The 24,566-nt window shown below is 70.2% G+C and carries 21 protein-coding genes, 1 other RNA gene and 1 pseudogene; 12 read left to right on the forward strand and 11 right to left on the reverse strand.

Translation table 11 applies throughout. The features are described 5' to 3' along the window. Nucleotides 1-267 precede the first annotated feature (267 nt). The 3 genes from STRNI_RS29435 to STRNI_RS29445 are packed head-to-tail and all read left to right on the forward strand — an operon-like array spanning nt 268 to nt 3,074. Nucleotides 268-1,134, forward strand: a complete 867-nt coding sequence (locus tag STRNI_RS29435) for a Nif3-like dinuclear metal center hexameric protein (RefSeq protein ID WP_266448954.1) — start codon at nt 268-270, stop codon at nt 1,132-1,134. Further along, complete coding sequence (locus STRNI_RS29440; RefSeq protein ID WP_190076390.1) at nt 1,131-1,874, forward strand: zinc ribbon domain-containing protein; 744 nt, start codon at nt 1,131-1,133, stop codon at nt 1,872-1,874. Before STRNI_RS29435 ends, STRNI_RS29440 begins: the two co-directional genes overlap by 4 nt. A 3-nt stretch (nt 1,875-1,877) precedes the next feature. Beyond that, nucleotides 1,878-3,074, forward strand: coding sequence for a bifunctional RNase H/acid phosphatase (locus tag STRNI_RS29445; protein ID WP_266448956.1), 1,197 nt, complete (start codon nt 1,878-1,880; stop codon nt 3,072-3,074). A 131-nt stretch (nt 3,075-3,205) separates the two neighbouring features. Here STRNI_RS29445 and eda read toward each other — a convergent pair whose 3' ends face one another. Both eda and yaaA read right to left on the reverse strand, forming a co-directional pair. Further along, a complete protein-coding gene (gene eda / locus STRNI_RS29450; RefSeq protein ID WP_266448958.1) occupies nt 3,206-3,865 on the reverse strand; it encodes a bifunctional 4-hydroxy-2-oxoglutarate aldolase/2-dehydro-3-deoxy-phosphogluconate aldolase in 660 nt (219 codons plus the stop codon). Nucleotides 3,866-3,953: 88 nt separating this feature from the next. Beyond that, a complete protein-coding gene (yaaA, locus tag STRNI_RS29455; RefSeq protein WP_018093303.1) occupies nt 3,954-4,751 on the reverse strand; it encodes a peroxide stress protein YaaA in 798 nt (265 codons plus the stop codon). A 148-nt stretch (nt 4,752-4,899) separates the two neighbouring features. On the opposite strand from yaaA, the gene STRNI_RS29460 reads away from it, so the two are divergent. After that, on the forward strand, nt 4,900-6,405 hold the full coding sequence (locus STRNI_RS29460) for an RNB domain-containing ribonuclease (RefSeq protein WP_159488437.1): 1,506 nt from the start codon (nt 4,900-4,902) through the stop codon (nt 6,403-6,405). Here STRNI_RS29460 and STRNI_RS29465 read toward each other — a convergent pair. Both STRNI_RS29465 and STRNI_RS29470 read right to left on the reverse strand, forming a co-directional pair. After that, nucleotides 6,392-7,066 (reverse strand): hypothetical protein, encoded by a 675-nt coding sequence (locus tag STRNI_RS29465; RefSeq protein ID WP_159488438.1) that lies wholly within the window; start codon nt 7,064-7,066, stop codon nt 6,392-6,394. The two genes, STRNI_RS29460 and STRNI_RS29465, sit on opposite strands and share 14 nt — an antisense overlap. Then, nucleotides 7,063-7,875, reverse strand: coding sequence for a MerR family transcriptional regulator (locus STRNI_RS29470; protein ID WP_266448964.1), 813 nt, complete (start codon nt 7,873-7,875; stop codon nt 7,063-7,065). The genes STRNI_RS29465 and STRNI_RS29470 overlap by 4 nt, the downstream gene beginning before the upstream one ends. A 155-nt stretch (nt 7,876-8,030) precedes the next feature. Between STRNI_RS29470 and rnpB the strand changes: the two genes are divergently transcribed. Next, an RNA gene (gene rnpB / locus STRNI_RS29475) (RNase P RNA component class A) lies at nt 8,031-8,432 on the forward strand. Between the two features lie 127 nt (nt 8,433-8,559). On the opposite strand, the gene STRNI_RS29480 is transcribed toward rnpB, so the two are convergent. Further along, nucleotides 8,560-10,686, reverse strand: a complete 2,127-nt coding sequence (locus STRNI_RS29480) for a tetratricopeptide repeat protein (protein ID WP_274735258.1) — start codon at nt 10,684-10,686, stop codon at nt 8,560-8,562. A 687-nt stretch (nt 10,687-11,373) separates the two neighbouring features. Between STRNI_RS29480 and STRNI_RS29485 the strand changes: the two genes are divergently transcribed. From STRNI_RS29485 to STRNI_RS41680, 3 genes and pseudogenes are all read left to right on the forward strand, one after another. Then, the gene (locus tag STRNI_RS29485; RefSeq protein ID WP_078518844.1) at nt 11,374-11,643 is read left to right on the forward strand and encodes a hypothetical protein; all 270 of its coding nucleotides are present in this window, start codon (nt 11,374-11,376) and stop codon (nt 11,641-11,643) included. Further along, nucleotides 11,636-12,247, forward strand: a complete 612-nt coding sequence (locus STRNI_RS29490; protein WP_159488441.1) for a DUF6879 family protein — start codon at nt 11,636-11,638, stop codon at nt 12,245-12,247. The genes STRNI_RS29485 and STRNI_RS29490 overlap by 8 nt, the downstream gene beginning before the upstream one ends. A gap of 300 nt (nt 12,248-12,547) precedes the next feature. Then, nucleotides 12,548-12,774, forward strand: a pseudogene (locus STRNI_RS41680) (IS5 family transposase); the annotation flags it as partial. On the opposite strand, the gene STRNI_RS29495 reads toward STRNI_RS41680, so the two are convergent. Together STRNI_RS29495 and STRNI_RS29500 are read right to left on the reverse strand one after the other, a co-directional pair. Continuing rightward, a complete protein-coding gene (locus STRNI_RS29495; RefSeq protein WP_109896096.1) occupies nt 12,761-13,303 on the reverse strand; it encodes a GNAT family N-acetyltransferase in 543 nt (180 codons plus the stop codon). The pseudogene STRNI_RS41680 and the gene STRNI_RS29495 sit on opposite strands and share 14 nt — an antisense overlap. 214 nt (nt 13,304-13,517) lie before the next feature. Beyond that, a complete protein-coding gene (locus STRNI_RS29500) occupies nt 13,518-14,948 on the reverse strand; it encodes a cellulase family glycosylhydrolase (RefSeq protein WP_266448975.1) in 1,431 nt (476 codons plus the stop codon). Between the two features lie 422 nt (nt 14,949-15,370). On the opposite strand from STRNI_RS29500, the gene STRNI_RS29505 reads away from it, so the two are divergent. Together STRNI_RS29505 and STRNI_RS29510 are read left to right on the forward strand one after the other, a co-directional pair. Further along, entirely contained in the window at nt 15,371-15,667 is a 297-nt protein-coding gene (locus STRNI_RS29505; protein ID WP_018093295.1) for a hypothetical protein, read from the forward strand. Nucleotides 15,668-16,216: 549 nt separating this feature from the next. Next, the gene (locus STRNI_RS29510; protein ID WP_277412331.1) at nt 16,217-16,879 is read left to right on the forward strand and encodes a TetR/AcrR family transcriptional regulator; all 663 of its coding nucleotides are present in this window, start codon (nt 16,217-16,219) and stop codon (nt 16,877-16,879) included. Between the two features lie 4 nt (nt 16,880-16,883). Here the strand turns inward: STRNI_RS29510 and STRNI_RS29515 are convergent, their stop codons facing one another. Beyond that, on the reverse strand, nt 16,884-17,801 hold the full coding sequence (locus tag STRNI_RS29515) for a PE-PPE domain-containing protein (protein WP_277412332.1): 918 nt from the start codon (nt 17,799-17,801) through the stop codon (nt 16,884-16,886). 417 nt (nt 17,802-18,218) lie between these two features. Between STRNI_RS29515 and STRNI_RS29520 the strand changes: the two genes are divergently transcribed. Then, nucleotides 18,219-19,133, forward strand: coding sequence for a DUF6801 domain-containing protein (locus tag STRNI_RS29520; protein ID WP_338149816.1), 915 nt, complete (start codon nt 18,219-18,221; stop codon nt 19,131-19,133). 138 nt (nt 19,134-19,271) lie between these two features. On the opposite strand, the gene STRNI_RS29525 is transcribed toward STRNI_RS29520, so the two are convergent. From STRNI_RS29525 to STRNI_RS29535, 3 genes are all read right to left on the reverse strand, one after another. Further along, nucleotides 19,272-20,306 carry a trypsin-like serine peptidase gene (locus STRNI_RS29525; protein WP_277412334.1) on the reverse strand — a complete coding sequence of 345 codons (1,035 nt, stop codon included), beginning with the start codon at nt 20,304-20,306 and terminating at the stop codon, nt 19,272-19,274. Between the two features lie 463 nt (nt 20,307-20,769). Next, nucleotides 20,770-21,660 (reverse strand): SDR family oxidoreductase, encoded by an 891-nt coding sequence (locus tag STRNI_RS29530; RefSeq protein WP_277413338.1) that lies wholly within the window; start codon nt 21,658-21,660, stop codon nt 20,770-20,772. A gap of 120 nt (nt 21,661-21,780) precedes the next feature. Next, complete coding sequence (locus STRNI_RS29535) at nt 21,781-22,728, reverse strand: DUF4429 domain-containing protein (protein WP_277412335.1); 948 nt, start codon at nt 22,726-22,728, stop codon at nt 21,781-21,783. A gap of 178 nt (nt 22,729-22,906) precedes the next feature. On the opposite strand from STRNI_RS29535, the gene STRNI_RS29540 reads away from it, so the two are divergent. After that, nucleotides 22,907-24,538: an alkaline phosphatase D family protein gene (locus tag STRNI_RS29540; RefSeq protein WP_277412336.1), complete on the forward strand. Its 1,632-nt coding sequence runs from the start codon at nt 22,907-22,909 to the stop codon at nt 24,536-24,538. Nucleotides 24,539-24,566 lie beyond the last annotated feature (28 nt).

A 24,566-nucleotide genomic window follows, 5' to 3' on the forward strand; every position in this document is an offset into this window, starting at 1 on the left:
GGTCACCTCCAGTCGGCAACCGAAGCTAGTTTTCGTACTTCCGGCCGAACGCTGCAAGTTGTCGCACTTCACGCATAAGGGTGGCAGTTGTCCGGTTCGCCGGTGCCCGGCGGGGTGGTTGTGCTCCGGGGGTCCGCCCCGGGCCGGTCACGGCGGGCCCGAGTGGGCCCGTGCGGTGCGGGCCCGGGCTCCCCGGAGGGGAGGGCGGCGGGGGAGAGGACCGGAGGACCCGACGCCATGTCACAGCCGGGAGGTAACCTTCCACCCGTGCCCGTACTGTCTGAAGTCCTCACCGCGCTCGACGCCCTCTGGCCCCCCGAGCGGGCCGAAGGGTGGGACGCCGTCGGCACGGTCTGCGGAGATCCCGGCGCCGAGGTCCGCCGTGTGCTGTTCGCCGTCGACCCGGTCCAGGAAATCGTCGACGAGGCGGTGAAGCTCGGCGCCGACCTGCTCGTCACCCACCATCCGCTCTATCTGCGCGGTACGACGACGGTCGCGGCCTCGACCTTCAAGGGCAAGGTCGTGCACACCCTCATCAAGCACGACATCGCCCTGCATGTCGCGCACACCAACGCCGACACCGCCGACCCCGGTGTCTCCGACGCCCTGGCCGGCGCCCTGGACCTGCGCATCGTCGGCCCCCTGGTCCCGGACCCGAGCGATCCGGCGGGCCGCCGCGGCCTGGGCCGGATCTGTGAGCTGCCGCATCCGATGACGCTGGCCGAGCTCGCCGCCCACGCCGCCGAGCGGCTGCCCGCCACCGCGCAGGGCATCCGGGCGGCCGGCGACCCGGCCCGCGAGATCCGGACCCTCGCCGTCTCCGGCGGCTCCGGCGACAGCCTCTTCGACGACGTACGGGCGGCCGGTGTGGATGCGTTCCTCACCGCCGATCTGCGCCACCACCCGGCCTCCGAGGCCACCCAGAAGAGCCCGCTGGCGCTGCTCGACGCCGCCCACTGGGCCACCGAATGGCCGTGGTGCGAGCAGGCCGCGGCCCAGCTCGACGCGGTCTCCGACCGGCACGACTGGGGACTGCGTACGCATGTCTCCCGTACGGTCACCGATCCCTGGACCGCCCACGCGGCGTCCACCCGACTCGTCACCCCGACGCACACCACAGGAGCCCCACGCTGAACGCCGCGCCCGCCGACCAGATCCGCCTCCTCGACGTCCAGGCCCTGGACGTGAGGCTCACCCAGCTCGCCCACCGGGGCAACAACCTCCCCGAGCTGGCCGAGCTGCAGACCCTGGAGGCCGACCTCATCCAGCAGCGCGACCTGCTCGTCGCCGCGCAGACCGAGGAGAGCGACACCAGCCGCGAGCAGACCAAGGCCGAACAGGACGTGGACCAGGTGCGCCAGCGCGCCGCCCGCGACCAGAAGCGCCTCGACTCCGGTGCCGTCACCTCCCCCAAGGACCTGGAGAACCTCCAGCGCGAACTGACCTCGCTGGCCAAGCGCCAGGCCGACCTGGAGGACGTCGTCCTGGAGGTCATGGAGCGCCGGGAGGCCGCCCAGGAGCGGGTCACCGAGCTCACCGCCCGGGCCGAGGCCATCCAGGCCAAGGTCGACGACGCCACCACGCGCCGGGACGCCGCCTACGCCGAGATCGACGCCGAGCGCGCGACGGTCTCCAAGGAGCGCGAGCTGACCGTCGCCGACATCCCGGCCGATCTGCTCAAGCTCTACGACAAGATCCGCGCCAAGGAGGGCGGCGTCGGCGCGGCCCGCCTCTACCAGCGCCGCTGCGAGGGCTGCCGGCTGGAGCTGAACATCACCGAGGTCAACGACGTGCGCGCGGCCGCCGCCGACGCCGTCCTGCGCTGCGAGAACTGCAGCCGCATCCTGGTCCGCACGCCCGACTCGGGTCTGTAGGCCGTGGCACGCACGCTGATCGTCGAGGCGGACGGCGGCTCCCGGGGCAACCCGGGGCCGGCCGGCTACGGCGCGGTCGTCCTGGACCCGGAGACCGGCGAGGCGCTGGCCGAGGCCGCCGAGTTCATCGGCACCGCGACCAACAACGTCGCCGAGTACAAGGGGCTGGTGGCCGGTCTGCGGGCGGCGCACGCCCTCGATCCGCAGGCGTGCGTCCGGGTGCGGATGGACTCCAAGCTCGTCGTCGAGCAGATGTCCGGGCGCTGGAAGATCAAGCACCCGGACATGAAGCCGCTGGCCGCCGAGGCCCGGTCGGTCTTCCCGCCCGCCCGGGTGACCTACGAGTGGATCCCCCGCGCGCAGAACAAGCACGCCGACCGGCTCGCCAACGAGGCGATGGACGCCGGGAAGATCGGCAAGCAGTGGGAGCCGCGCGACTCCAGGGCGGCGCTCGCCACCGCCGCAGCCCCCGCCCGCAGCGCCGCCGCCCGGGCCGCCGATGAGGCCGCCGAGTCGGCGGAGGCGGCGGACGCGGCCCCGAGTGCCCCGCCGGCCGGCTGGGGCGCCCCCGACCTCGGTCCGCCCGCGACCTTCGTCCTGCTGCGGCACGGCGAGACCGCGCTGACGCCCGAGAAGCGGTTCTCGGGCAGCGGCGGCACCGACCCCGAGCTGTCCGCCGCCGGGCGCCGCCAGGCCGAGGCGACCGCCGCCGCGCTCGCCGCCCGGGGCACGATCCAGGCCGTCGTCAGCTCCCCGCTGCGGCGCTGCCGGGAGACCGCCGAGGCGGTCGCGGCCCGGCTCGGCCTGGAGGTCCGTATCGAGGAGGGCCTGCGCGAGACCGACTTCGGGGCATGGGAGGGGCTGACCTTCGCCGAGGTGCGTGAGCGCTTCCCCGAGGACCTCGACGCCTGGCTCGGCTCCGCCAGGGTGGCGCCCACGGGAGGCGGCGAGTCCTTCGCGGCGGTCGCCCGCCGGGTCGCCGTCGCCCGCGACAAGCTCCTCGCCCGGTACGCGGGCAGGACGGTGCTGCTGGTCACGCATGTGACACCGGTCAAGACGCTGGTCCGGCTGGCGCTGGGCGCCCCGCCGGAGTCGCTGTTCCGGATGGAGCTCTCCGCGGCATCGCTCTCCGCGGTCGCCTACTTCTCCGACGGCAATGCCTCGGTGCGGCTGCTGAACGACACCTCGCATCTGCGGTAGCGGGGCGTCCCGTATGCCCGCACATCTGCGGTTGCGGGGCGTCCCGTACGCCCGCCGCGTCTCCGCCGTACGCGTAGGGCCCGGCACCTCGGTCGTCCGAGGTGCCGGGTCCTTTCGCGTACGTACCGCCGTCAGGCCGCCAATGCCCCCGCCTCCTGGGCGAGTTGGCGCACCCGGTCCCAGTCCTTCGCGGCCAGCGCGTCGGCCGGCAGCATCCAGGTGCCGCCGACGCAGCCGACGTTGGGCAGCGCCAGATAGGACGGCGCCGACGCCAGGCCGATCCCGCCGGTCGGGCAGAAGCGGGCCCGGGGGAGGGGCGAGGCCAGCGAGTGGAGGTAGGGGGTGCCGCCCGCCGCCTCCGCCGGGAAGAACTTCATCTCGGTGACGCCCTCGTCCAGCAGGGTCACCACCTCCGAAACCGTCGAGACTCCCGGCAGGAACGGCACCCCGGAGTCCTTCATCGCGCCCAGCAGCCGCGGCGACCAGCCGGGGCTCACCAGGAAGCGGGAGCCGGCCGCGAGGGCGGCCTCGACCTGCCCGGGGGCGAGCAGGGTGCCCGCGCCGATCACCGCTTCGGGGACTTCCTCGGAGACGGCCCGGATCGCTTCCAGCGCCGCGGGCGTCCGCAGGGTCACCTCGATCGCGGGCAGTCCGCCCGCGACGAGCGCACGGGCGAGCGGTACGGCGTCGTCGGCGTCGTGCAGCACGACGACCGGGATGACGGGGGCGAGCCCGAGAACCGAGGGGGAGGAGGGCGCGGGGGAGGAGGCGGCGCTGGTCACGCCGCCCATAGTGCGCCCGGCCGCCCACTCTCCGCAACGACCGTTGCACATGCTGCAACGGGGTGGTTATGGCTCCCTGAACGCGGCCAGGCCCCGCCTACAGCTCCGTCACGATCACATCGACCGCCCACGCCTTGCCGCCCTTCGCGGGGGCCTGCGCCTCCACCGCGTAACCCAGCTCCCGCAGCGCCGCCACCAGCTCCGCCGGACCGTCCGGATCGAGCCCCGCCGACAGCAGATCCCGCACCAGCCGCCCCTTCGTCGCCTTGTTGAAGTGGCTGACCACCGACCGCTTCTCCACCCCGGCCACGATCTTCGACTGCAGCACCCGCACCGTCGCGGTCCGCCCCGCCACCTCACCCTTGGGCTTCCACGCCGTCGCATACGCCGCCGACCGCAGATCCAGCACCAGGCCCTCCCCGGCCGCCGCCGGCAGCACCTCGGCCATCGGCGCCCGCCAGTACGCGCCCAGCGCACCGAGCCCCGGCAGCTTCACCCCCATCGAGCAGCGGTACGACGGAATCCGGTCACCGATCCGTACCGCGCCCCACAGCCCCGAGAACACCAGCAGCGACCGCTCGGCCCGCTGCCGCGCCGCCGCGTCCAGCGACGCCAGGCCGAGCGCGTCGTAGAGCACCCCGGTGTAGATCTCCCCGGCCGGCCGGGTCCCCGCCGTCCGCAGCCCCGCGTTCTTGGCGATCTCGCCCTTGAGGCCCTCGCTGAGCCCGAGCACCTCCTGGGCCTTGGTCTCGTCCGCCGCGCACAGCTCGACGAGCTCCTCCAGCACCGTCTCGCGCGCCGCGGTCAGCCCCGGCAGCGACAGCGCACCGGTGTCCAGCGGAGCCCCGGCCTCCGCGGAGGCCTTCCCTTCGGACGGCGGCAACAGCACGAGCACGGTGTTTCTCCTTCACGGCAGTACGGGCGGGGGTGCGGCCCCGGAAAAGCGTAGAGCCTGCGGCGGCCGGGCGAGACCGGCCGGGCCCCGGCCAGGGGCGGCACCGTACGGCGCGCCGGGAGCGGCCGCCCGCCATACGCTCGGTGTCATGCCCCGTCTCCATATGCATGTGACCGACGCAGCCGAGGCCCCGCTGCGTGTCGCGCTGCATGAGCTGCGCGGCCGGCTGGAGATCCCGGACCACTTCCCGCCCACGGCACAGGCCGAGGCGGAGAGCGCGGCCCGCGCCCCGCGGATCCCCGCCGCCGACGGTGCCGTGGCGACCGAGCACACCCTGGAGGACGCCACCGACCTCCCCCTCTTCACCATCGATCCGCCCGGCTCCCTCGATCTCGACCAGGCGATGTTCCTGTCCCGCCGCCCGGCGCCGCGCGGGTCGAAGGCCAGGGGCGGCTACCGCGTCCACTACGCCATCGCCGATGCCGCCTCCTTCGTGACCCCCGGCGGGGCCCTGGACGCCGAGGCGCACCACCGTGTGACGACCCTCTACTTCCCCGACGAGCGGGTCCCGCTGCACCCGTACGTGCTCAGCGAGGGCGCCGCCAGCCTGCTGCCCGACCGGGACCGCCCGGCCGTCCTGTGGCAGCTCGACCTCGACGCGGACGGCGACCTGACCGGCACCTCCGTACGCCGCGCCCTGGTCCGCTCGCGCGCCAAGCTGGACTACGCGGGTGTCCAGCGGATCCTCGACGACGACACGGCCGAGGAACCCCTCGCCCTGCTGCGTGAGATCGGACAGCTGCGGGAGGAGCGGGAGGTCGCCCGGGGCGCGATATCCCTGAACGTCCCCGAGCAGGAGATCGTCGAGCAGGACGGCTGCTACACCCTCGAATACCGAGCCCCCCTCCCGGCCTACGCCTGGAACGCGCAGATCTCCCTGCTCACCGGCATGGCCGCGGCCGAGCTGATGCTGGCCTCCGGCACCGGCATCCTCCGTACGCTGCCGACCGCCCCGGACGGCTCGGTCGCCCGGCTCCGGCTGACCGCCCGTGCGCTCGGCGTCGACTGGCCCCACCACACCTCGTACGCGGCGCTGATCCGCACCCTCGACCCGCGTCGCGCCACCCACGCCGCCTTCCTCCAGGAGTGCACCGCCCTGCTGCGCGGCGCCGGCTACACCGTCTTCGACGGCACGGCGCCCCCTGCCGCCGAGGCCCTGCACGCCGCCGTCGCCGCCCCCTACGCGCACGCCACCGCGCCGCTGCGGCGCCTGGTCGACCGCTACACCTCCGAGCTGTGCCTGGCCGCCTCGGCCGGCGCCGCACCGCCCGACTGGGTCCGCACCGCGCTGCCCGCGCTGCCCCGGGAGATGGAGCTGGGCACCCAGCGCGCCAACCAGGTGGAGCGGGCCTGCGTCGACCTCGTCGAGGCGGCGCTGCTGCGCGACCGGGTCGGCGAGATCTTCGAGGCGCTGGTCGTCGAGATCCAGGAGAAGGACCCCACCCACGGCACCGTCCACCTCTACGACCCGGCCGTCATCGGCACCGTCGAAACCGCCCCGGAAGGTCCCGCGCTGCCCCTCGGCCACCGCATCCCGGTCCGCCTCGCCGAGGCCGAACCGGGCCACCACCCGGTCCGCTTCACCCCTGCCTGACCGGGGCCCCGCCCGCTTCCGGCACCGCATCCCCGTCCGGCGCCGCATCCCCTTGCGGCGTCCTTCCCCGTGCCGCCATCGCGGCCCGTACGGCCGCCACCGCCGCCCGCGCCTCATCGGCGTGGAAGCGCACCGTACGGAGGGTCTCCCGCTGCCCCAACAGCCGGACGGCCACCACCGGTTCGGACAGCTCGACGGTGACCGAGGTCTGCCCGCCGACCGCCAGCTCGGCCACGTCGCCGTTCTTGTCCCGCTCCTTGGTGAACCGGAGGTCGTAGCGCACGGAGGCGATCCGCTCCAGCGGAATCCGTATCTCCCGGCGTGCGCCGTCCCGCAGCCGCAGCACCTCCGCCCCCAGCACATGCGGCCGGGTCACCGCCGCCGCCTGGAGCCCCAGGACCGTCAGCACCGTGTACACATCGACGAACAGCATCACCTCGTGCACCACCGCCTTACCGGCCAGCAGCACACCGAGCCCGACCGTCTCCACCACACACGCGAACGTCAGCCCGTAGACGAGCGCCGCCTGCGCCCCCGCATACCCCAGGGCCCGCTCACCCGGCGCCACCCCGATCCGCCGCCGGGCCACCCACCAGCCCAGGCTCACCATCCACCGCCCCTCATGGGCGGCCAGCCGGCGCAGCGCGGTACCCCGGCTCATCGCGCACGCTCCGCGACCAGCTGGATCGCCCGGCGTACGGCCCGGGCCTGGGCGGGCGCGAAGTGCCCGTAGTACGCCGCCAGGAAACCGCCGTCCACCTCGGCGCCCGGCCCGGCCGCCCGCTCCCACTGCTCCCTGTCGACCTCCGCGATCACCGCGTCCGGAATGCAGTCGGCGAGCGCCCGCGCGGCCTCTTCCACCCGCGGATCGTCCGTCCCGGCCTCCACCAGCGCATCGAGCAACCCGTACACCTCGTACGTCCGCTCGATCGCCCCCGGCGCCGTGGCCATCTCCCCGATCAGCTCCACCATCCGCTTGTTCCCCTCCTCCCCTCCCATCGACTCCAGCAGCGCCAGCACCTCCCGCTCCTTCGACGCCATGGCGGGCTCCGGGCCCGGCCGTGCGGCCGAGGTACGCGCCATCTCCGCGAACAGCGCCGCCAGTTCGTCCGACACGGGGCCCTCGGCAGGCAGCCCGCCGTGCTCCTCGGCCTGCCGCCGCACGGCGGCCAGCCGCGCCCGCCGCGCCCGCAGCTCCTCTTCCTGACGGGCCAGATCCGCATCCAGCTCGTCCAGCACCTCGTGCAGCTCACGCCCCGCGTCGTCGGCCAGGACGTCCCGCACCTCGTCCAGCCCGAGCCCCAGCTCCGTCAGCCGCCGCACCCGCGCGAGCGCCACCGCGTCCCGCAGCCCGTAGTCCCGGTAGCCATTGGCACGCCGTTCCGGCTCGGGCAGCAGCCCCAGATGGTGGTAGTGGCGCACGGCACGGGTGCTGACACCGATCAGACCTGCAAGCTCACCGATTCTCATGCGCTCAGTAGAAACGTTGCCGCTGCGACAAGGTCAAGGACGCTTCCGCCGGGCGCGGGCACGGGCACGGGCACGGGAACGGGAACGGGAACCGGAGCGGGAACGGCCTGGCCGGGGCAGCTGCTCCCGACGGGTAGCATGGTCGGCACGGCGGACGAGCCGGCCGGACGGCCGCGTGGGGATCTCACGATCCTCCCGAGGAACGTCCGGGCTCCACAGGGCAGGGTGGTGGGTAACGCCCACCCGGGGTGACCCGCGGGACAGTGCCACAGAAAGCAAACCGCCGGAGGCTTCGGTCTCCGGTAAGGGTGAAACGGTGGTGTAAGAGACCACCAGCCTCCGAGGTGACTCGGAGGGCTAGGTAAACCCCACCCGGAGCAAGGTCAAGAGGGGGCATCGGCTGATGCCCCTGCGCGGACGACCGAGGGCTGCCCGCCCGAGTCCGCGGGTAGACCGCACGAGGCTGCCGGCAACGACAGCCCTAGATGGATGGCCGTCTCCCCCCGGCCCGCAAGGACCGGGGGCGACAGAACCCGGCGTACAGGCCGACTCGTCCGCCATCACGGCTCTGCCCAGGGCAAATGCCCTGGCCGGGGCCGTTGTGCGTTCAGCCGGACTTCCTCCCTGGCCTGCGGTTTCCGGGGAGTTCCCGTGGGGATGTGCGCTGAGCCGCTGATATATGAATCAGGGCGCAGTTCGCGGATTTTCCCTGAGCTCAGCAAGCACCTTCCTGCTGGCAGCTGTAAAAGGGTGACCCGCGCCGAGACTGTTCGTCCGCCTTTCCGTGACGTCATTCATGAGGCTTACCGCCGCCTCAAAGTTTCCGAGTTTATGTTGAATTCGAGCATATAGCTGTTGCGCCGAAAGTGCGATGGGGTAATCGGACCCGAAGCGACGTTCATATGTGTCCGCGACCAGCCGAATCTCCTCATCGGCCTCGTTGAAGTGCCCGAGTACGTAAAGTGCCCAGGAATGGTTGTGTCTTGCTCCCAGCGTGACCGTGTGGTCCGGGCCGAGGTGCCGCTCACATTCCGAAGGCAGGGAGAGCAATGCAGAGTTATCTTCCCTTTCGAGTTCGGCCGCCGACAGTATCGTGAGCAGGCTGGCCCGGGAGCGCAGTGTCAATGGATGGGCAGGCCCGAGTGACGATTGTCGGCCCGCAATCGTGGCGTGGAGCAAGGACAGAGCTTCCGCCTGTTTACCGAGGTTTCCAAGCACTAGTTGAAGTCCGTGGCTGCTGTCCAGAGTGTCCGGATCATGGGCTCCAAACAGCCGCTCCTGAGTGCTTCGGACCTGGCGTAGCAGTGGCTCGGCCTCGGAATACTTTCCCAGCCGGAACAGTGCTCGCCCCGCCCTGGAACGCGCGGCCAAAACCAAGCGATGCTCCGAACCGAGGATTTGCTCCGAAAGTGCCACCGTATTATGGGCGGCCTCCCAGGCAGACAGGTAGTCCCCAGTGCGATGGAGAGCAGTGGCCAGGCGGGTCGCGATATCCACCAAATCGGCCGTTGTTGCGGAATTCGCGCCACGCTGCAACAAGGCGATGACGTGAGGGCTGAGAAGCCGTAGATGCGGGTCTTCCGGGCCGGCGTCAGGCAGTTTAGGAATCGCGGCATCCAACAGTCGGCAGGCTGTTGAGTTGAGGGTGCTAAGCGAATCTGATGGCGTGGCGGAAGCGACGCTATCGAGCAGTACGCCGTGGCTTTGAATACACCGCACGCCAACGTTAACCAGTTCAGTAAGCGATTGGTCGAGCAACGCTCGCAGTGCCGTTTCAGTGCGAGCCCGAGGGAGGACACCACTGATTTCAGGACGATTCAGTAAGGTCAGCGGCAGCGGCTCCGAAGCGAAACGGGCAAGCAAGCGAAGCAGTGACACTGCCTCGGGCAGGCCGCGAGCTTCGAATGCGTCGAGCGTGAGTTGCCAAGTACGCCCTACCAGGTGACGTGGATCTGTATCCGACAAGAGGTCAGCTCCTTGGTCGATGAGTTCGACACGCTCGCCTTCCTCGAGGTGTCGTCTATAGGCGTCCATCGTCCAGGGGTCGAGCACTTGGTGGGACAGGAAGCCGCCGGCCAGCGTCAGCGCGAGCGGTAGTCGGCCGAGCCTGTCCGCGATCGCCGAAGCCTGCTTCAACGTGCCGCTCTGCGGCGCCAGGTCGCACAGCACCCGTGCAGCGTCTTCCCGCGGTAGTACCCCAATATGCTGCAACTCCGCTCCTGGCCACCAGCGAGCAGCCGCACGCCGTGTCGTGACCACCACGATGCCGCCAGGGCTGGTACGCAGCCAGCTTCCATCCCGCAAAATCTCGGGATCATCTGCGTTGTCCAGTACCAGCAGCCACGGCTCAGCGGATCGGTCGAGGTGTTCCCACACGAGGTCGGCTCCAGGCCGCAGTCCGTTGCGAGCAGCCAATAGCTCGCCGTCTGTGGCACCACGGTCAGCGGCAACGGCGAGCATGCCGGAGCGCAGGCTCGCACGGTCGGAGGCGTTCACCCATAGGCCGACACGGCCGCTGACCTCCGTGGCGAATTGAAAGAAGGCGTGAGCGACAGCAGTCTTGCCGCAGCCTCCCATGCCGTGAAGAACGAAGGCTTGACCGCCATCCTCTTCCGCGACACTCGCCCGTAAGCGCTCGAGCACTTCGGCGCGGTCGCGCAAAACCACGGGTGCTCGGCCCACTGCCGGGCGTCGAACTGAGTCCGGGCCGGCCGAGCCAGGTTCATCGCTGCCGTGATAGTGGTACTCGCTGATGTGTTGGTCACGCGATGATTGGTAGACGCGGCCGTCATCTTCGGCATGGCCGTCCATCGCACCTCTCATCGTTCGCTGATGTGCATGTCTCGGCCAGCTTGATGGATCCGTGCTCGCCCGGATGCAGTTCCGTGCTGAGTGATCTGTGCAGCGTGCGTAGCGGCTTCCGGACCGACCCCGCCAAGCAACCTGCGAAGGTTCTCAACGGCCTCTCGCTGGGTGAGCAACAGCCGGCGGAGGTACCCCTGCCACCGCAAGCGCAATTCACTCAGCATCTCTTGGTCAGCTGCCGAGTGGGCGCGCAGTACTTCTTCGCGACTTGCGTCCAATTCATCGGAAACAATTTGCGCTCTGTCGGGCTGCAGGCGCTGCCACAGGCGAGTTAATCCGTCGCGGGTGTGTTGCCAGGCATCGGTTGCCATCAGAGTGACTGAGGTGGTTCCAGCGGTTTGTGTGAACGATGTTAATTCCGGACCCATAGCTCCCCCAGCTGAATCGCCACTGCTCTAGTTTTCCGCTATAAGTCTATAAATCAGACCGACGAGATCGTGAGGGCCGTGCGGCGCTCAAGGTCAGCATCGTTGCACCGCCAAACTGAACGGGCAAGCGAGCCTCGATGAGATTTTCCCATGGCATATGCCATGGTCCATTTTTCCTGCGTAAACCTAGTGTTTGCTCTAGCTACATGGGGCTTCAGGCACTAAGCTCACAGCGCTCTGGAACGTCTGAAAGAGAGGGGTGGTTGTGGCCAGGCCGTGGGAAGCTGACCCTGCAACGCGGTTCAAAAGGCGGCTAGGGAAATCCCCGCAGGAGTTAGGGCATACAACAGATAATCCCGACTGTCCCGACATCTGGGAGCTAGAGAATGGAGATGTCGCCATCATCGGTAGAGATCTAACAGACTCGCTCGGGAAAAGCCTTCCGGCAGGTGTATCGGTAGGCGCCGACGAGCGACTCGTGGTCATCCCGAGGAGTATGATGGTCGCGGCGAAGCCGGATATTCCAAGTGTTTGAGTCGTTCCAGCGCAGTACCTCAGAGTATTTGGATCGGCCAAGCTATCACGAGGACTTTCGCTGCCAATATGAGAGCGGCATCCGCTCCTTGAGTAAGCTCGAGCGTGGGCAGAATTTCAAGGAGCGAGGTTTTCCTAGCTGGGAAGCCTTCGCCGCCGGCGAGTGGAATAGAGCGCTTTCCTTGATTGAGGAGAAGCGTGAAATCTATGCCGCCCAGTTCCAGAAGGCTGCTGAGCTCGGCATTCTGGAGCGTCGGCTTCGCGTAGTGCAGTTCCCTGTCACTCCGTACGTACAGTGGGAATTGTTCGTGCTTCGCCTACGGGTGGAATTGGGCGATAGTATCCGAGTGATGGATGCCCGCAAAATCTCAGATATCGAAGTCGATCACCTTGTGCCAGAGGTTGTGATCCTTGGCGATGAGGTCATGTACGAGGTGGTTTATGACGACGACGGGAACGCGGCGGGAGCCAATCGGATCGCGGATCAAATGGCAATTGAAGAAACTTCCGCAGGCTTCGATGCGCTTTATCATCGAGGGGAAGATTTCACAGAGTTCTTCAACCGGGAAATTGCGCCACTCGACCCTCCGTCGGTCGTTCATTGAGTGATTCCTCCGGGGTGGGGACTCGCTTGCGCGAGGACGTGCTCGCGCGGCTGGGGAAGCCGAACGCGTCCTGGCACATGGCCGCCGCCGCTTGCTGGCGGCGACCAGGCGCCGCGCCGCACCGGCAGTCCAGCGGTGACGACGGAGACGGGCCGGGCGCCCCGCATGGTGTGCGGAGCGCCCGGCCCGGTTTTGCTACTGGGGCGTGTATCGAAAGTAGATCTTGGTCGTGGGGTGCTCTTGGTTCGTGGCACGCGGAGATCTGATGGACGAGCAATGGGCGGTGCTGGGGCCGTTGTTGTCCGCTGCACCATTCCGGACAAGGCCGATCAGGTCCGCAACCGCAAGAAGCGCGGGTCCAGCCGTGGCCGGCCACCGAAGTTCGACCCAGAGGACTGCAAGGCCCGGCACGCGGTCGAGTGCGGCATCAATCGCCTCAAGAGACATCGAGCCGTGGCCACCAGGTACGACAAAGTCGCGGTCCGCTACGGGGCTACCGTCCTGTTGCCGCCATCAACGAGTGGTTGTGGCGTACTGGTCCGACGACAACTCGTACACCCGTACTCGTCGACCGTAGGTGGGATTGACGGTCTCACGGACCGGATGCATCCCCAGTTTGGTCATGATCCGTTCGGAGGCGTCGTTGCCCACTTGAGTGATGCTGACGATCCGCTCCAGCCCTCGCTCTTCGAACCCGAACCGTACGGCGGCCGCAGCGGCCTCGGTGGCCAAGCCCTGCCCCCAGTGGGGACGTCCCAGCCGCCAGCCGATCTCAACAGCCGGCAGTACCTCCGGCAAGAAGTCGGGCACCGAAAGGCCGGTGAACCCGGCCAGCTCGCCGGTGGACCGGATCTCCACGGCGAACAGGCCGAAGCCCTGTGACTCCCACTCGCTCTCCCATGCCTGGACCCCGCCGCGAGTCTGCTGTTCGTCACGGACGCTGCCGTCACGGATCCACCGCATGACCTCGGGGTCGGCATTGACGGCAGCCATGGGCGCAATGTCTTCCTCGCGCCAGCGACGCAGGATCAAACGGGGAGTCTCAAGCGCGACCATCCAAGCATTCTGGATCACAGATGGGCTCTCCGCCAGATTGTCGATGGCCGTGGAGGACGGCCATCTGGAAGGCAATCCCGTCGCAGGTATCGGACTGCCCAAAGGAACTGGCCGAGGAGTGCGGCTGACGTGGAAACACGTGGTCGCCCTCGCCGAGGACATCGTCAGTTGACGCGGGGGCCGCGGGCCGCAGCCCCCGAGCGAATCGGGTGGGCTACCTCGGGCTGATCGTGACCCTGTAGGTGGCTTTGGCCCTGCCGTGGGTGTTCACGGTGACGGTCTGGCCGTGGTTGTCCCAACTGGCCTTGTTGCCTTGGATGTCGACGCGGTAGCCGTCTGGGTAGGTATCCCTGGGCACGGTGATCCGGGTGGGTCCCTCTGCGTTGTCGCGGGTGCGGAAGGTGAGCGTGTAGGTGCGTGTAGCCGGGGCGTACGCGAACTTGAGCGGGTCGCCCGCGACGGCCCGGGCGTACGGCTGGACGAGCAGCTGGGCGTTGGGCTTCGCGGTGCCCGTCTGGTCGAGGAAGCAGTAGCCGCCGCCCCGGCACCACTGCCACCATGTCCAGCCACTGGCGAAGCGGTCCAGGGAGGCCGTCATGTCGGTGACGAACTGGCTTGCGTGCGGAACGTAGGGGTTGCCGCCCCACTCGCCCACGATGACCGGCATGCGGTGACGGGTCGGGTAGTCGCTGATCGCGGCCTCGAAGGCGGGGATGAAGGTGCCGTTGGGGTCGTAGTCGGCGCCTGTTTCCATCCCGGTCTCGTAGAAGTGCGGCGCGTAGCCGGCGTGCGGGTCGTCGATGCGGCCCATCCGGGTGGGGACGCCGAGACCGACGATGACGGTGGGTTCGACGAATACCCACGACCTGTGGTCGACCAGGCGGATCGCCCGGGCAAGGCGGTTCCACAGCTCGGTGAGCTCGGTGGCCTCGAAGCGGGCCGCGGCGGCGGGGAGGTCTTCGCCTTCGAGGAATTTCGCGAACGGCTCATTCATCAGGTCGTAGCCGAGCAGCGCCGGGTGCCTGCCCAGGGCGGAGGCGACCGTCATCCACATGCGGGCGTGCGCGGCGCGGAGGTCGGCGTCCTTGTACAGGTGGTCGAAGGCGGTCTGTACGGATGGCTCGAAGTACTCGGAGAACCAGTCGTCGGGTATCGGCCAGAACGGTAACCCCTCGTCGCGGGTGGCCCAGTCGGGGACGCCGCGGGAGCCGAAGTGGGGGCCGTATACGTCCTGGTGGGCGTCGAGGATGACCTTGATGTGGTAGCGGTTGGCCCAGTCGAGGATGCGGCGCATCTTGGTGAGGTAGCCGCGGTCGTAGTGCCCGGGGGTGGGTTCGAGGTCGTCCCAGAAGAACGCGAGGCGCGCGAGGTTGAAGCCCCGGGCGGCCATGTCTTCGATGTCGCTCTCGTGGATGTCGGCGAACGCGTGGGTGCCTCGGCTGTTCTTGTCGGCGAGGTTGAAGCCGCGCCACTGGAGCGCGCGGCCTTGGCCGTCGGCGATGAAGGTGCGGTCACCGACCGTGATCCGGTCGGGGGCGCGGTCGGGGGTGCGGTCGGGGTCGGCCTGGGCCTGCGTGGGGAGGACGCCGAGCAGGAGGGCTGCCACGGCGAGGGCGGCGGGGGCGACGCGGGAGGTCAAGCGCATGCAGGAGCCCCTTTCGAGGATGGCTGCTTGGGCGGCGTGCTACTGGCGCCGGCCGGATGCTACTGGCGGGTGGGTGAAGTTCCCAGGAGTGCGCGGGAGTTGGCGGGAGTTGGCGGGCTTCCTTCTTCAAGGGCTCCCGGCGCCATCGCCGGGGGGATTCCTCGGGGCCTTCGCCGTTCCCGGGTGACGCCGCGCTGGGCGGCTCTGGGCGAGAGATGGCCGCGGGCGTCCACGCCGAGGCGACGCTTGCGAGCCGCGAACGCAAGGGCGCCGAGTCCTGGGGGCCGCTGAGCCGAGACCGCTGGACCGGGGTACTGGGTACGGGGTACGGGGTACCGGGTACTCGCGCTGACACCGCCCGGTGACTCCAGCCGAAACAGGCGGCGTGGCGTCTTTCCACCCGATCCGCGATCGTATGCGGCATGGACTTCGATGAAACCGAGATGCGTGAAGCAGTCCGCGAGTTGGCCGAGGCCTTGGAGACGATGCTCAACCTGATCAAAGCCGACGCGCTTCCCGCAACCCCCGAAGCTCACCGCCGCATGCGCGAGGCGATGGCCTTCCTCGACGAATCGACCGACCGGATCGCCACCCCGGACACGCCGGGCGAGGTCCTCGACCTGGCCAAGGCCCTCAACGGACTGGTTGTTTCGACGCGGGAGCAGATCCTCGCCGACGCCGTCGCCGCCTCACCCGTGCCCGACCACCCGGGCATGTGAACACTCCGCGCCGACCCTGGGACGAACGGAGTCGCGGCCGGGGACCCTACGGCACGGTGCACATCCAGCGTGACCGGCAACTGCGAGAGGGGTGGCCGCACCGGTGCGGCCACCCAGCCTGGCGCGACTCGTCCGCCGCCCAAGCCCCCTGCCGTCCAAGCCCCCTGGCCGTCCAAGCCCTCTGGCCGCCCAAGTCCTCTGTCATCCAAGCCCCCTGACCTGTGGTCAAGGGGCTCTTTACGTGATCCGGACCCCGTGGGGTGTTGCTGCGGAGACGGAGAATCGACCGGTGGTCGCTCCCCGGAGGGCCTCGCGGCCACATCGTCGTCCGTACCGTCGCTGCCGGCCACCGGGCACCGGGCACGGCGAGGCCCGCGACGGACATGCTGCACGAGTGGCAGGATCTCGACGCCGCCGCGTGCGATCGACCGCGTGGCACCTGAGCGAGGCCGTGGATGTCGAGTTCCTGCTGCTCATCGGGCACCATCAGAGGTCGGCCACGGCGATCACCACCTCGCCTTGAGCCCGATCCGATACGTGGAGGCAAGAGTGGCTGAGTCCCCGCGCAATGCTGCCCGGCCCGGGCCGCTGCCCAGCGGCCGGCACCACCTCAGCCGTGAACAGGTGGTGATGTCGCAGCGGATGCGCATGCTGACCGCCACCGCAGAGGCGATGAAGGACAAGGGGTACGTGGGGACCTCGGTCGCCGAGATCATCCGGCGCGCCGGAGTGTCCCGGGAGACGTTCTACCAGCAGTTCCGTTCCAAGGAGGACTGCTTCATCCAGGCCCTGGACGCCGCCACGAAGCAGCTGGCGGGCCTGCTGGAGGCCGCTCGGCAGTCGCCGGCCGGCCCTCCGGAGGCAACCCGGCCGGCGCCCCCGGAGGAAACCTTCCGCCGACTGCTGCACCTCTATCTGCGGACCCTCACCGAACAGTCCGCCTTTGCCCGGCTGTTCCTCGTCGAGGTCTACGCCGCCGGGCCTGAGGCGATGGCCATCCGCAGAGAGTGGCAGCGATGGTTCGCGGATGCCCTCGCCGAGATCTTCCACGTGGGGGACGAGGACGGTGCGGACGAGCGGAGCTTCGGCTGCGAGGCCCTGGTCGCGGCCACCGCGCAGCTGGTGACGGCGCACCTGGTCGCGGACGACCTGAAGGGCCTGCGCGGACTGGAGGATCCGCTCGTCCGTCTCGCGGTACGGCTCCTTGGCTGAACCGCTAGCCGGCCACGGGGAGCCAGGGGAAGTGCGCCAGTTGACCCCGTAGGCCGGCGGGCAGCAGCGGCGTGACCATCGTGCGGTATCCGGCCACCTGATGCCGGGCCGCTGTGCGGTTGTTGTTGAACAGTTCGTGGGGCGTCTTGCTCGGGACCGGCAGCCCGGGGCCGCAGAGCGGGACCTTGGGCGCCTGACGGTTGAGCTGGTCGCCGCCGCCCGAGACCGCGTGCGGGTCGATGTCGTAACCGTGGTCGCCGGTGAAGTAGCCGACCACGCCGTTGGCGAAGCACGCCAGGTTCGTGATCAGGTTCTCGGAGTGGCAGATGCCGTCGTTGGTGTTGCAGATCTCTTTGACCGTCAGGTCGCCGAAGCCGCGCGGCCCCTTCATGGTCATGCCCGGCAGGATCGTCGGCAGGTTCGTTTCGATGCCGCCCGGGCCGCCGTCCACACCGGGCCGCCGGGGATCGCCGTAGAGCACGCCGTTGATCTGGTCGTGCGGGACGGCATCGCTTCCGGAGAGGGCGGCCAGCTCATCGCCGGCGACGATCGCGCCCTGCGAGTAACCGGCGATGGTCACGTGACTGGTGGAGCATGCGCCGTGGAAGTTCTTCACCGCCGCGTCGAGCTTGGCGATGCCCTCGGCCACGGAGTCGTCCAGCGTCTTGGTGTCGCCGGGGTAGGGGGCGATGGAAGCCGAGTAGTGGATTTTTGTGAACGACACGCCTTCGGGGAGCGCGGAGTTGCTGCGGTCATAGACCGTGGCGTCGCCATCGAGGTGACCCCCGACCTCGAAGATCATCGTGTTCGGGCAGTCGGCCCGGGTCTGCGCCTGTGGGGCGGCCGCCACGGCTTGCGGTGTGCTCAGCCCCAGGGCGGGCAGCGCGACAAGTATCGCGAGTAACGAGCGGGTCCTTCGCATGTGCACCTCGTCTCGAATCGGCGTGGGGGGAACGGGAGTTCCGGCCCAGTGCGACGCCAAAGGTAGCGTCGAGAGAGGTTCTGCGAACAGAGGTGTTCGTGAAAGTCTGGTGTGCGTGCGGGGCGTCACCTCGGCCCAGCGTGCGGGGTTGGCGCGGGTCCGGTTGCTCCGACCCCCGACCCCCGGCCCCGTTCCGTGACGGGCTGCACCCGGATCGTGACAGATCTATTACCGCGTCGGGTTCATGCTTGTCGTAGGCACTCACACGTCTGATGAGGGAACCGAGACGGGGGAATCGAGATGAGGACCGGAAAGCGGAACCAGAACCTGTCCGAGCGGCGCGGGACGGCCCGTGGTGCCGGTTCGGTGGCCCGTGGCGCCATGGGGTTAGCGACGGCTGTAGGTGTCGCGGGCGGAATGCTGGGGGTTTTCGGAGCCGGAACCGCGGCTGCGGCTCCCACGTCGCTCACGTTGAGGTACAGGTGCGCCTTTCCGTATGTCGGCGCGCAGCCTGTCACGATGAAGATCGACTCGGACATCCCGAAGTCGGCCGTGGTCGGCAGGCCCACTCCGAAATTCCGCATCGACGCGGTGGTGCCGGTGAGTTCGGACCGTACGAAGGTGATCCGTCTGGCAGGTGTAAGGAGCATCGAGGGTACGGCGGACGCAAAGGCCCTCGTGACCGCGCCGCAGGGCGACCTCGACGTCAGCTTGCCGTTCGACGTGAGCAGGACCAATGTCCCGGAGTCCGGCTCGTTCCACGTCAAGGCGACCGGCGCCGCACCGGCGCGCACCTTCACCCGGCCGGGCAGCGCGAAGATCACCATCGGCGACCTCACCCTGCGCCTCGCCCTGAAGGACGCGAGGGGCAACCCGACAGGTCCGGGTGAGGTCGACGCGCCGTGCACGCTGGACGCCGGGCAGAACAACGTCGTGGCGTCGTTCGGCATCACGGGGGCGAAGACGCCGTCCGGCTCGGTCACTTCCGGCGCGACGGGTACGGCCGGCGCCGGCGCCCCCGGGGCGCAGACATCGGGGAGCACCGGGAGCACCGGATCCACTACGGACGGCACGACCCGCTCGACGACGTCCGGGCCCTCCGGCACCAGGGCCGGTTCGCCGTCCGGAGACAGGGCAGCAGATCCGGCGAAAACCCCCAGCGGCGGCGCGAAGGGCGGGGCGACCACCGACGGCTCGACCGGCGCCTTCACCAGCACCGGTGCGACCAGCCGCCCGGACACCGAAGATCTGCTCCTGCTGGCCGTGGGCACTCTTGTCGTGGGCACCGTTGCCGTGGCCGCCGTCTTCCGCTTCCGCTCGCGCGGCAGGTAACCAAGGCAGGCCCTGACAGCTCACGCCATCCAGGAGGAGGCCGGCACCGCCGACTCCGCCCGCATCCGGACCGCTCGCTCTCTCCTGGCGCAGTGGGGGCCGTACGGACGCGGTCCACACGGCCCCCAGGTGTCCGGGTCAGGACGTCTGGGCCTGGTTGTAGAGGTTCTTGGCGTCGTCGCCGAAGTACGGGCCGAACATGTTGTTGGGCCAGAACTGGTAGCCGAAGCTGTTCACCGAGGACTGCAGGCCGGTGCCGGTCTTCTCGTCGAACGAGGTGAACCAGGGGCCGCCGCTGGAACCGCCGGTCATGTTGCAGGGCAGACCGTGGTCGCTGGAGAACAGCGGGTCCTTGATGGTGTTGCCGCTGCAGTAGATGAGCTTGCTGCCGTCGTACGGGGCGGCCGCGGGGAAGCCGAAGGCGTACATCGCCTTGTTGTAGCCGGAGTTGAAGGACAGGCCCTGGCCGCCGACGACGTCGGTGAGCTTCTTGCCGTCGAGCGGGGCGACCACCGCGGCACCGACGTCGTAGTTGATGTCCTCGCTCGCCGTCCACTGGGGAGTGGCGAGCGTCTTGGCCGCCGGCCATTTGCCGTACGGGGCCTGGCCGTCGTGGTAGCCGGGGACGAAGACCCAGTTGGTGTGCCAGGCGCCCTGCAGCTTCACACAGTGGCCCGCCGTGATCACGGTGCTCTTGTTGCCGCTGGTGACCGCGTCGCCGGAGCAGGAGGCGTTGCGGCCCTGGTAGGTGAAGAACACCCGGCCGGTGGTCTTGACGACCGCGCCGCCGCCGGTCCACGGTCCGCCGGCCTGGGGGAGGGACCCGGGCAACAGCGGGCCGGCCTTGGGGAGTCGGGGGAGGGTGGGGGCCACCTTGAGCGGGGCGCTGCGCGGGACCGCGGCGGGGGCGGACCGCTTTGTGGGTGTGGCGAGGTCCAGGGGAGCGGCGGCGCGCATCCGGTCCGCGGTCCAGAAGGCGCCGAGGGTGGTCTGCGGGGTGGCGGAGGAGTGGTGGCCGGGCTGCGGGGCGGCACCGGCCTGGCCGGTGGGGAGCAGCAGGGCGAGCAGCGTACCGGCGGCCGTCAGGGTGCCGAGGGCGGCCCGGGATCTGCGCGCGGGGTGCGGCGCCGGTATGCCGTGAACTGCCGGTATGCCGCGAACGGTTCGTCTCACGCGTGACTCCTTCTGCGGGGGCCGCGTACGGCGGGCGTGCGCGGCCTCGGGGGGACGGGCCGCACGGGGGCGGCCCGGCAGACGAGAGGTGCGGATTCGAGCGAAGCGCCTGTCTTGCGCCCCGGTCGGTCAGCCCGGCCGGGGCCCGAAGGCAGGCTCTTAGGGTGCCACCGGAAGGGGAAAGTGGGCAGGGGTCGTACGGGGATTCGATGACCGGGCGTACGGGGGCGCGACTTCCCGCCCGTTCCGGCGCCGGCCACCCGGCCCGGCGGCGGCCGCACTTCGACCGGCCCGGACGTCGTTCTCCGGCCCGGCAGCGGCCTGGTTAAGCTCGTTCAGGCGTCGCGCTCCGGCCCGGCAGCGGCCTGGCTACGCGCGTTCACGCGCCGCCCTCCGGCCCGGCAGTGGCCCGGCCGCGCCCGGCCGGACGTCGCTCTTCGCCCGCTGCCCCCTCCGCTGCCCCTCAACCCCGCCCGATATACGGCATGTTGGTGGCCATCACCGTCGCGAACTGCACATTGGCCGTCAGTGGCAGCGCCGCCATGTGGACGACCGTGCGGGCGACGTCCGCCGCGTCCATCACCGGCTCGACCGCCGTCCGGCCGTTCGCCTGCAGAATGCCGGTCTGCATCCGGCCGGTCATCTCGGTCGCCGCGTTGCCGATGTCGATCTGGCCGCAGGCGATGCCGTACGGACGGCCGTCCAGGGAGAGTGACTTGGTCAGGCCGGTCATCGCGTGCTTGGTGGCGGTGTAGGCGACGGAGTGCGGGCGCGGGGCGTGCGCGGAGACCGAGCCGTTGTTGATGATCCGTCCGCCCTGTGGCTCCTGGGCCTTCATGGCGCGGAAGGCGGCCTGGGCGCAGAGGAAGGAGCCGGTGAGGTTGACGTCGACGACCGCGCGCCAGTCGTCGTAACTCAGGTCCTCCAGCGGCGCCGCCCGGCCGAAGGTGCCCGCGTTGTTGAAGAGCAGATCGAGCTGTCCGAACCGTTCGTGGACGGTGGCGAAGAGGGCGTCGACCTGGTCGGGCCGGGTGACATCGGTCGGTACCGTCATGATCGCGGGGCCGTCGGGGTCCAGCGGGCCGGCCAGACGGGAGGTCTCCGCCAGCGCCTCCGCGCGCCGCCCGGCCAGCACCACCGTCCAGCCTGCGGCGTTCAGCGCATGGGCGACCGCCCGCCCGATGCCGGAGCCGGCGCCGGTGACCACGGCCACCTGCCGGGGCGTCGCCCCGTCGTGCTGTGTCTCCTGTGCCGCCGGTGCCGTCTGTGTGCTCTGCCCGCCCCGCGAGGACGGTGCCGGCAGTGTGGGCCGGGGCGCGGTCGCCGTGCCGCCCACCTGCCCGGCCCGTGCCATCGGCGTCGTCCGCGCTGCCCGTGCCGGCTCTGTGTTCTCTGCCATGGCGGCAGCGTAAACGGCGCACGGGCGGCGAACGGGGCGCCGCCGCCGCGTCTCAGTCCTAGGGAGTGTCTCCTCCTAGGTATGGAACCGCCGCAGCACCGCCGCCTTCGTGGCGGTGAACTCCTCCTCGGTGAGGATGCCGTCGCGGCGCAGGTCGCCCAGTTCGCGCAGCCGGCGCAGCAGGGCGTCATGGTCCTCGGCGGGGGCGGCGGCGGACACCCGGGGAGCGGCGGGGGTGAGCGGCGCGGCGGGGGCGAGCGGTGCGGCGGGGGCGAGCGGTGCGGGCGGGGCCGTTGCCCGCAGGGACTTCCCCGCGCCGGCCGACGGATGCGGCAGCCGCGCCGCGACCGCGGCCGCCAGCAGCGCCGTGGTGCCGCTCTCCTTCTTGAAGCCCCACAGCTCGATGGAGTTGGGGTCGTTCTCCGGCTTGAGCCGCTCCGTCGCCCCGCGCGTCCGGAAGCGGAGATAGCCGGACTCCAGACCGGCGGCGGCCCGCCACTCCACCGCTTCCAGCTCGCTGAGCGCGAAGTTCCGGGGGCCCCAGTCCCGCTTGGTCTCGCTGGTGTTCCAGCGCCATTCGATGTGCACCCGCTCGCCGTCGAAGGTGGCGACACCGTCCACCCCGGCGGCCGAGAGCGGGACGGACGGACCGGGCAGCAGATAGTGGTCGGCCGGTCCGTCCGGTATCTGTTCCAGCATCAGGGCCTGCCGTACCGCGTCCACGAAGTACTCGGCGACATCGACCCGTCCGGCGTCCACGGTCAGCCGGTACGGGTTCGCCTCGTCCGGCAGACCGCCGCCGGTGACCTGCAGCAGCGGATCCGCGCCGTCCCGCAGCCGCAGTCGCAGCCGGCCGCCCTTGCGGCCCGGTTCGTGGGCGATCCCGGCCATCGCGGCCAGCGGTACCGTGAACTCGCCGAGATCCTGGCGCAGTTTGTGCACCCCGCGCTCGCGCCCCGGCACGATGCGCACGACGTCCCCGTCGAAGCTCCACGTGCCGTCGCGCACCATCAGTTCAGCCATGCCCCGAATCCTACGGAGCCACGGCCGGTGCCGTGATTGTCCGACCGCGTCCGGTGCGGGCCCACTCCTCATCCAGCTGTCATGTATGTGTCGTGCGCGGGACAGCGCCGCGCCGTCCCGTGGCCCTCGAATTACTCCCCTACGGGCTCTGCGACAACCGCCTTCAGGGGAGGGCCAGATGACGCACCACGCACCGCACGAGCAGGAGATCCGGGCCGCGGCCGCACACTTCGGCCGCCGCCGCTTCCTCACCGCCACCGGGGCCGCCGCCGCGCTCGCCTTCGCGACCAACCTCCCGGGCACGGGCGCCGCATTCGCCGCCGAGGCCGATGCGCGGAAGATCACCGAGAACCCCTTCACGCTCGGCGTCGCCTCCGGTGACCCGCAGCCCGGCTCCGTCGTGCTGTGGACCCGCCTCGCCCCGCGTCCGTACGAGCCCGGCAACGGGATGCCGGACGCCAGAGTCACGGTCCGCTGGGAAGTCGCCTACGACGAGCACTTCAAGCGGCTGGCCGGCCAGGGGCGCGCCGACGCCCACGCGGAGTTCAACCACTCCGTGCACATCGAGCCCACCGGTCTCGCGCCCGACCGCGTCTACTACTACCGCTTCCGCGCCGGCAGCTGGATCAGCCCGGTCGGCCGCACCCGCACCGCACCCACCAAGGGCGCCCGGCTCTCCGACCTGAAGCTCGCCGCGGTCTCCTGCCAGGCCTACCACGACGGCTACTTCACGGCCCACCGGCACCTGGCCGAGGAGGACCTCGACGTGGTCTTCCACCTCGGCGACTACCTCTACGAGTACCCGGTGGGCGCGGCCGGCGGCGCCCGCAACTACACCGACCGCAAGCTGCCCGCGGTCTTCAACCGCGAGACGGTCACCCTGGAGGACTACCGGCTGCGCTACGCCCTCTACAAGTCCGACCCGGACCTGCAGGCCGCACACGCCGCGCACCCCTTCATCGTCACCTGGGACGACCACGAGGTGGAGAACAACTACGCCTCCGACATCAGCGAGGGCAACCTCCCGCCCGCCGAGTTCCTCGTCCGCCGGGCCGCCGCCTACCGCGCGTACTGGGAGAACCAGCCGCTGCGCCGCCCGCAGCGGCCCCAGGGCGCCGACTGCCGGCTCTACCGCCGCCTCCAGTACGGGCAGCTCGCCCAGTTCGACATCCTCGACACCCGTCAGTACCGCTCCGACCAGGCCTACGGCGACGGCTGGCACGCCCCGGGCCCCGAGTCCCTCGACCCCGCGCGCACCCTGACCGGCGCCGCCCAGGAGCGCTGGCTGATCGACGGCTGGCGGCAGTCCTCCGCACGCTGGAACGTGCTGCCGCAGCAGGTCACGTTCTCCGAGCGGCGCAACGCCACCGGCCCCGGCTACCAGCTGAGCATGGACGCCTGGGACGGCTACGCGGCCTCCCGCGACCGGGTCCTGGCCGGCGCCGAGTCGGCGGGCGTGGACAACCTCGTCGTCCTCACCGGCGATGTGCACGTCCACTACGCCTTCGACATCAAGAAGGACTTCAAGGACCCCGGCTCGCGCACCGCGGGGGTGGAGCTCGTCACCACCTCGATCGCCAGCGGCAAGGACGGCGCGGACAAGCCCGCCAACTGGGACACCTACCTGGCCGCCAACCCGCACCTGAAGTTCTACAACGGCCGGCGCGGCTACCTCACCGTCACCCTGGAACAGGACACCGCCCGCGCCGAATTCCGTACGGTGTCGGCCGTCACCACCCCCGGGGCGCCGGTGCACACGGCCGCCTCGTTCGTCTCCGAAGCGGGCGATCCGGGCCTGAAGCCCGCCTGATCCAGGACGTCCGTCCCAGGCCCGGGGG

This window comes from Streptomyces nigrescens, assembly GCF_027626975.1.
GTDB lineage: Bacteria > Actinomycetota > Actinomycetes > Streptomycetales > Streptomycetaceae > Streptomyces > Streptomyces nigrescens.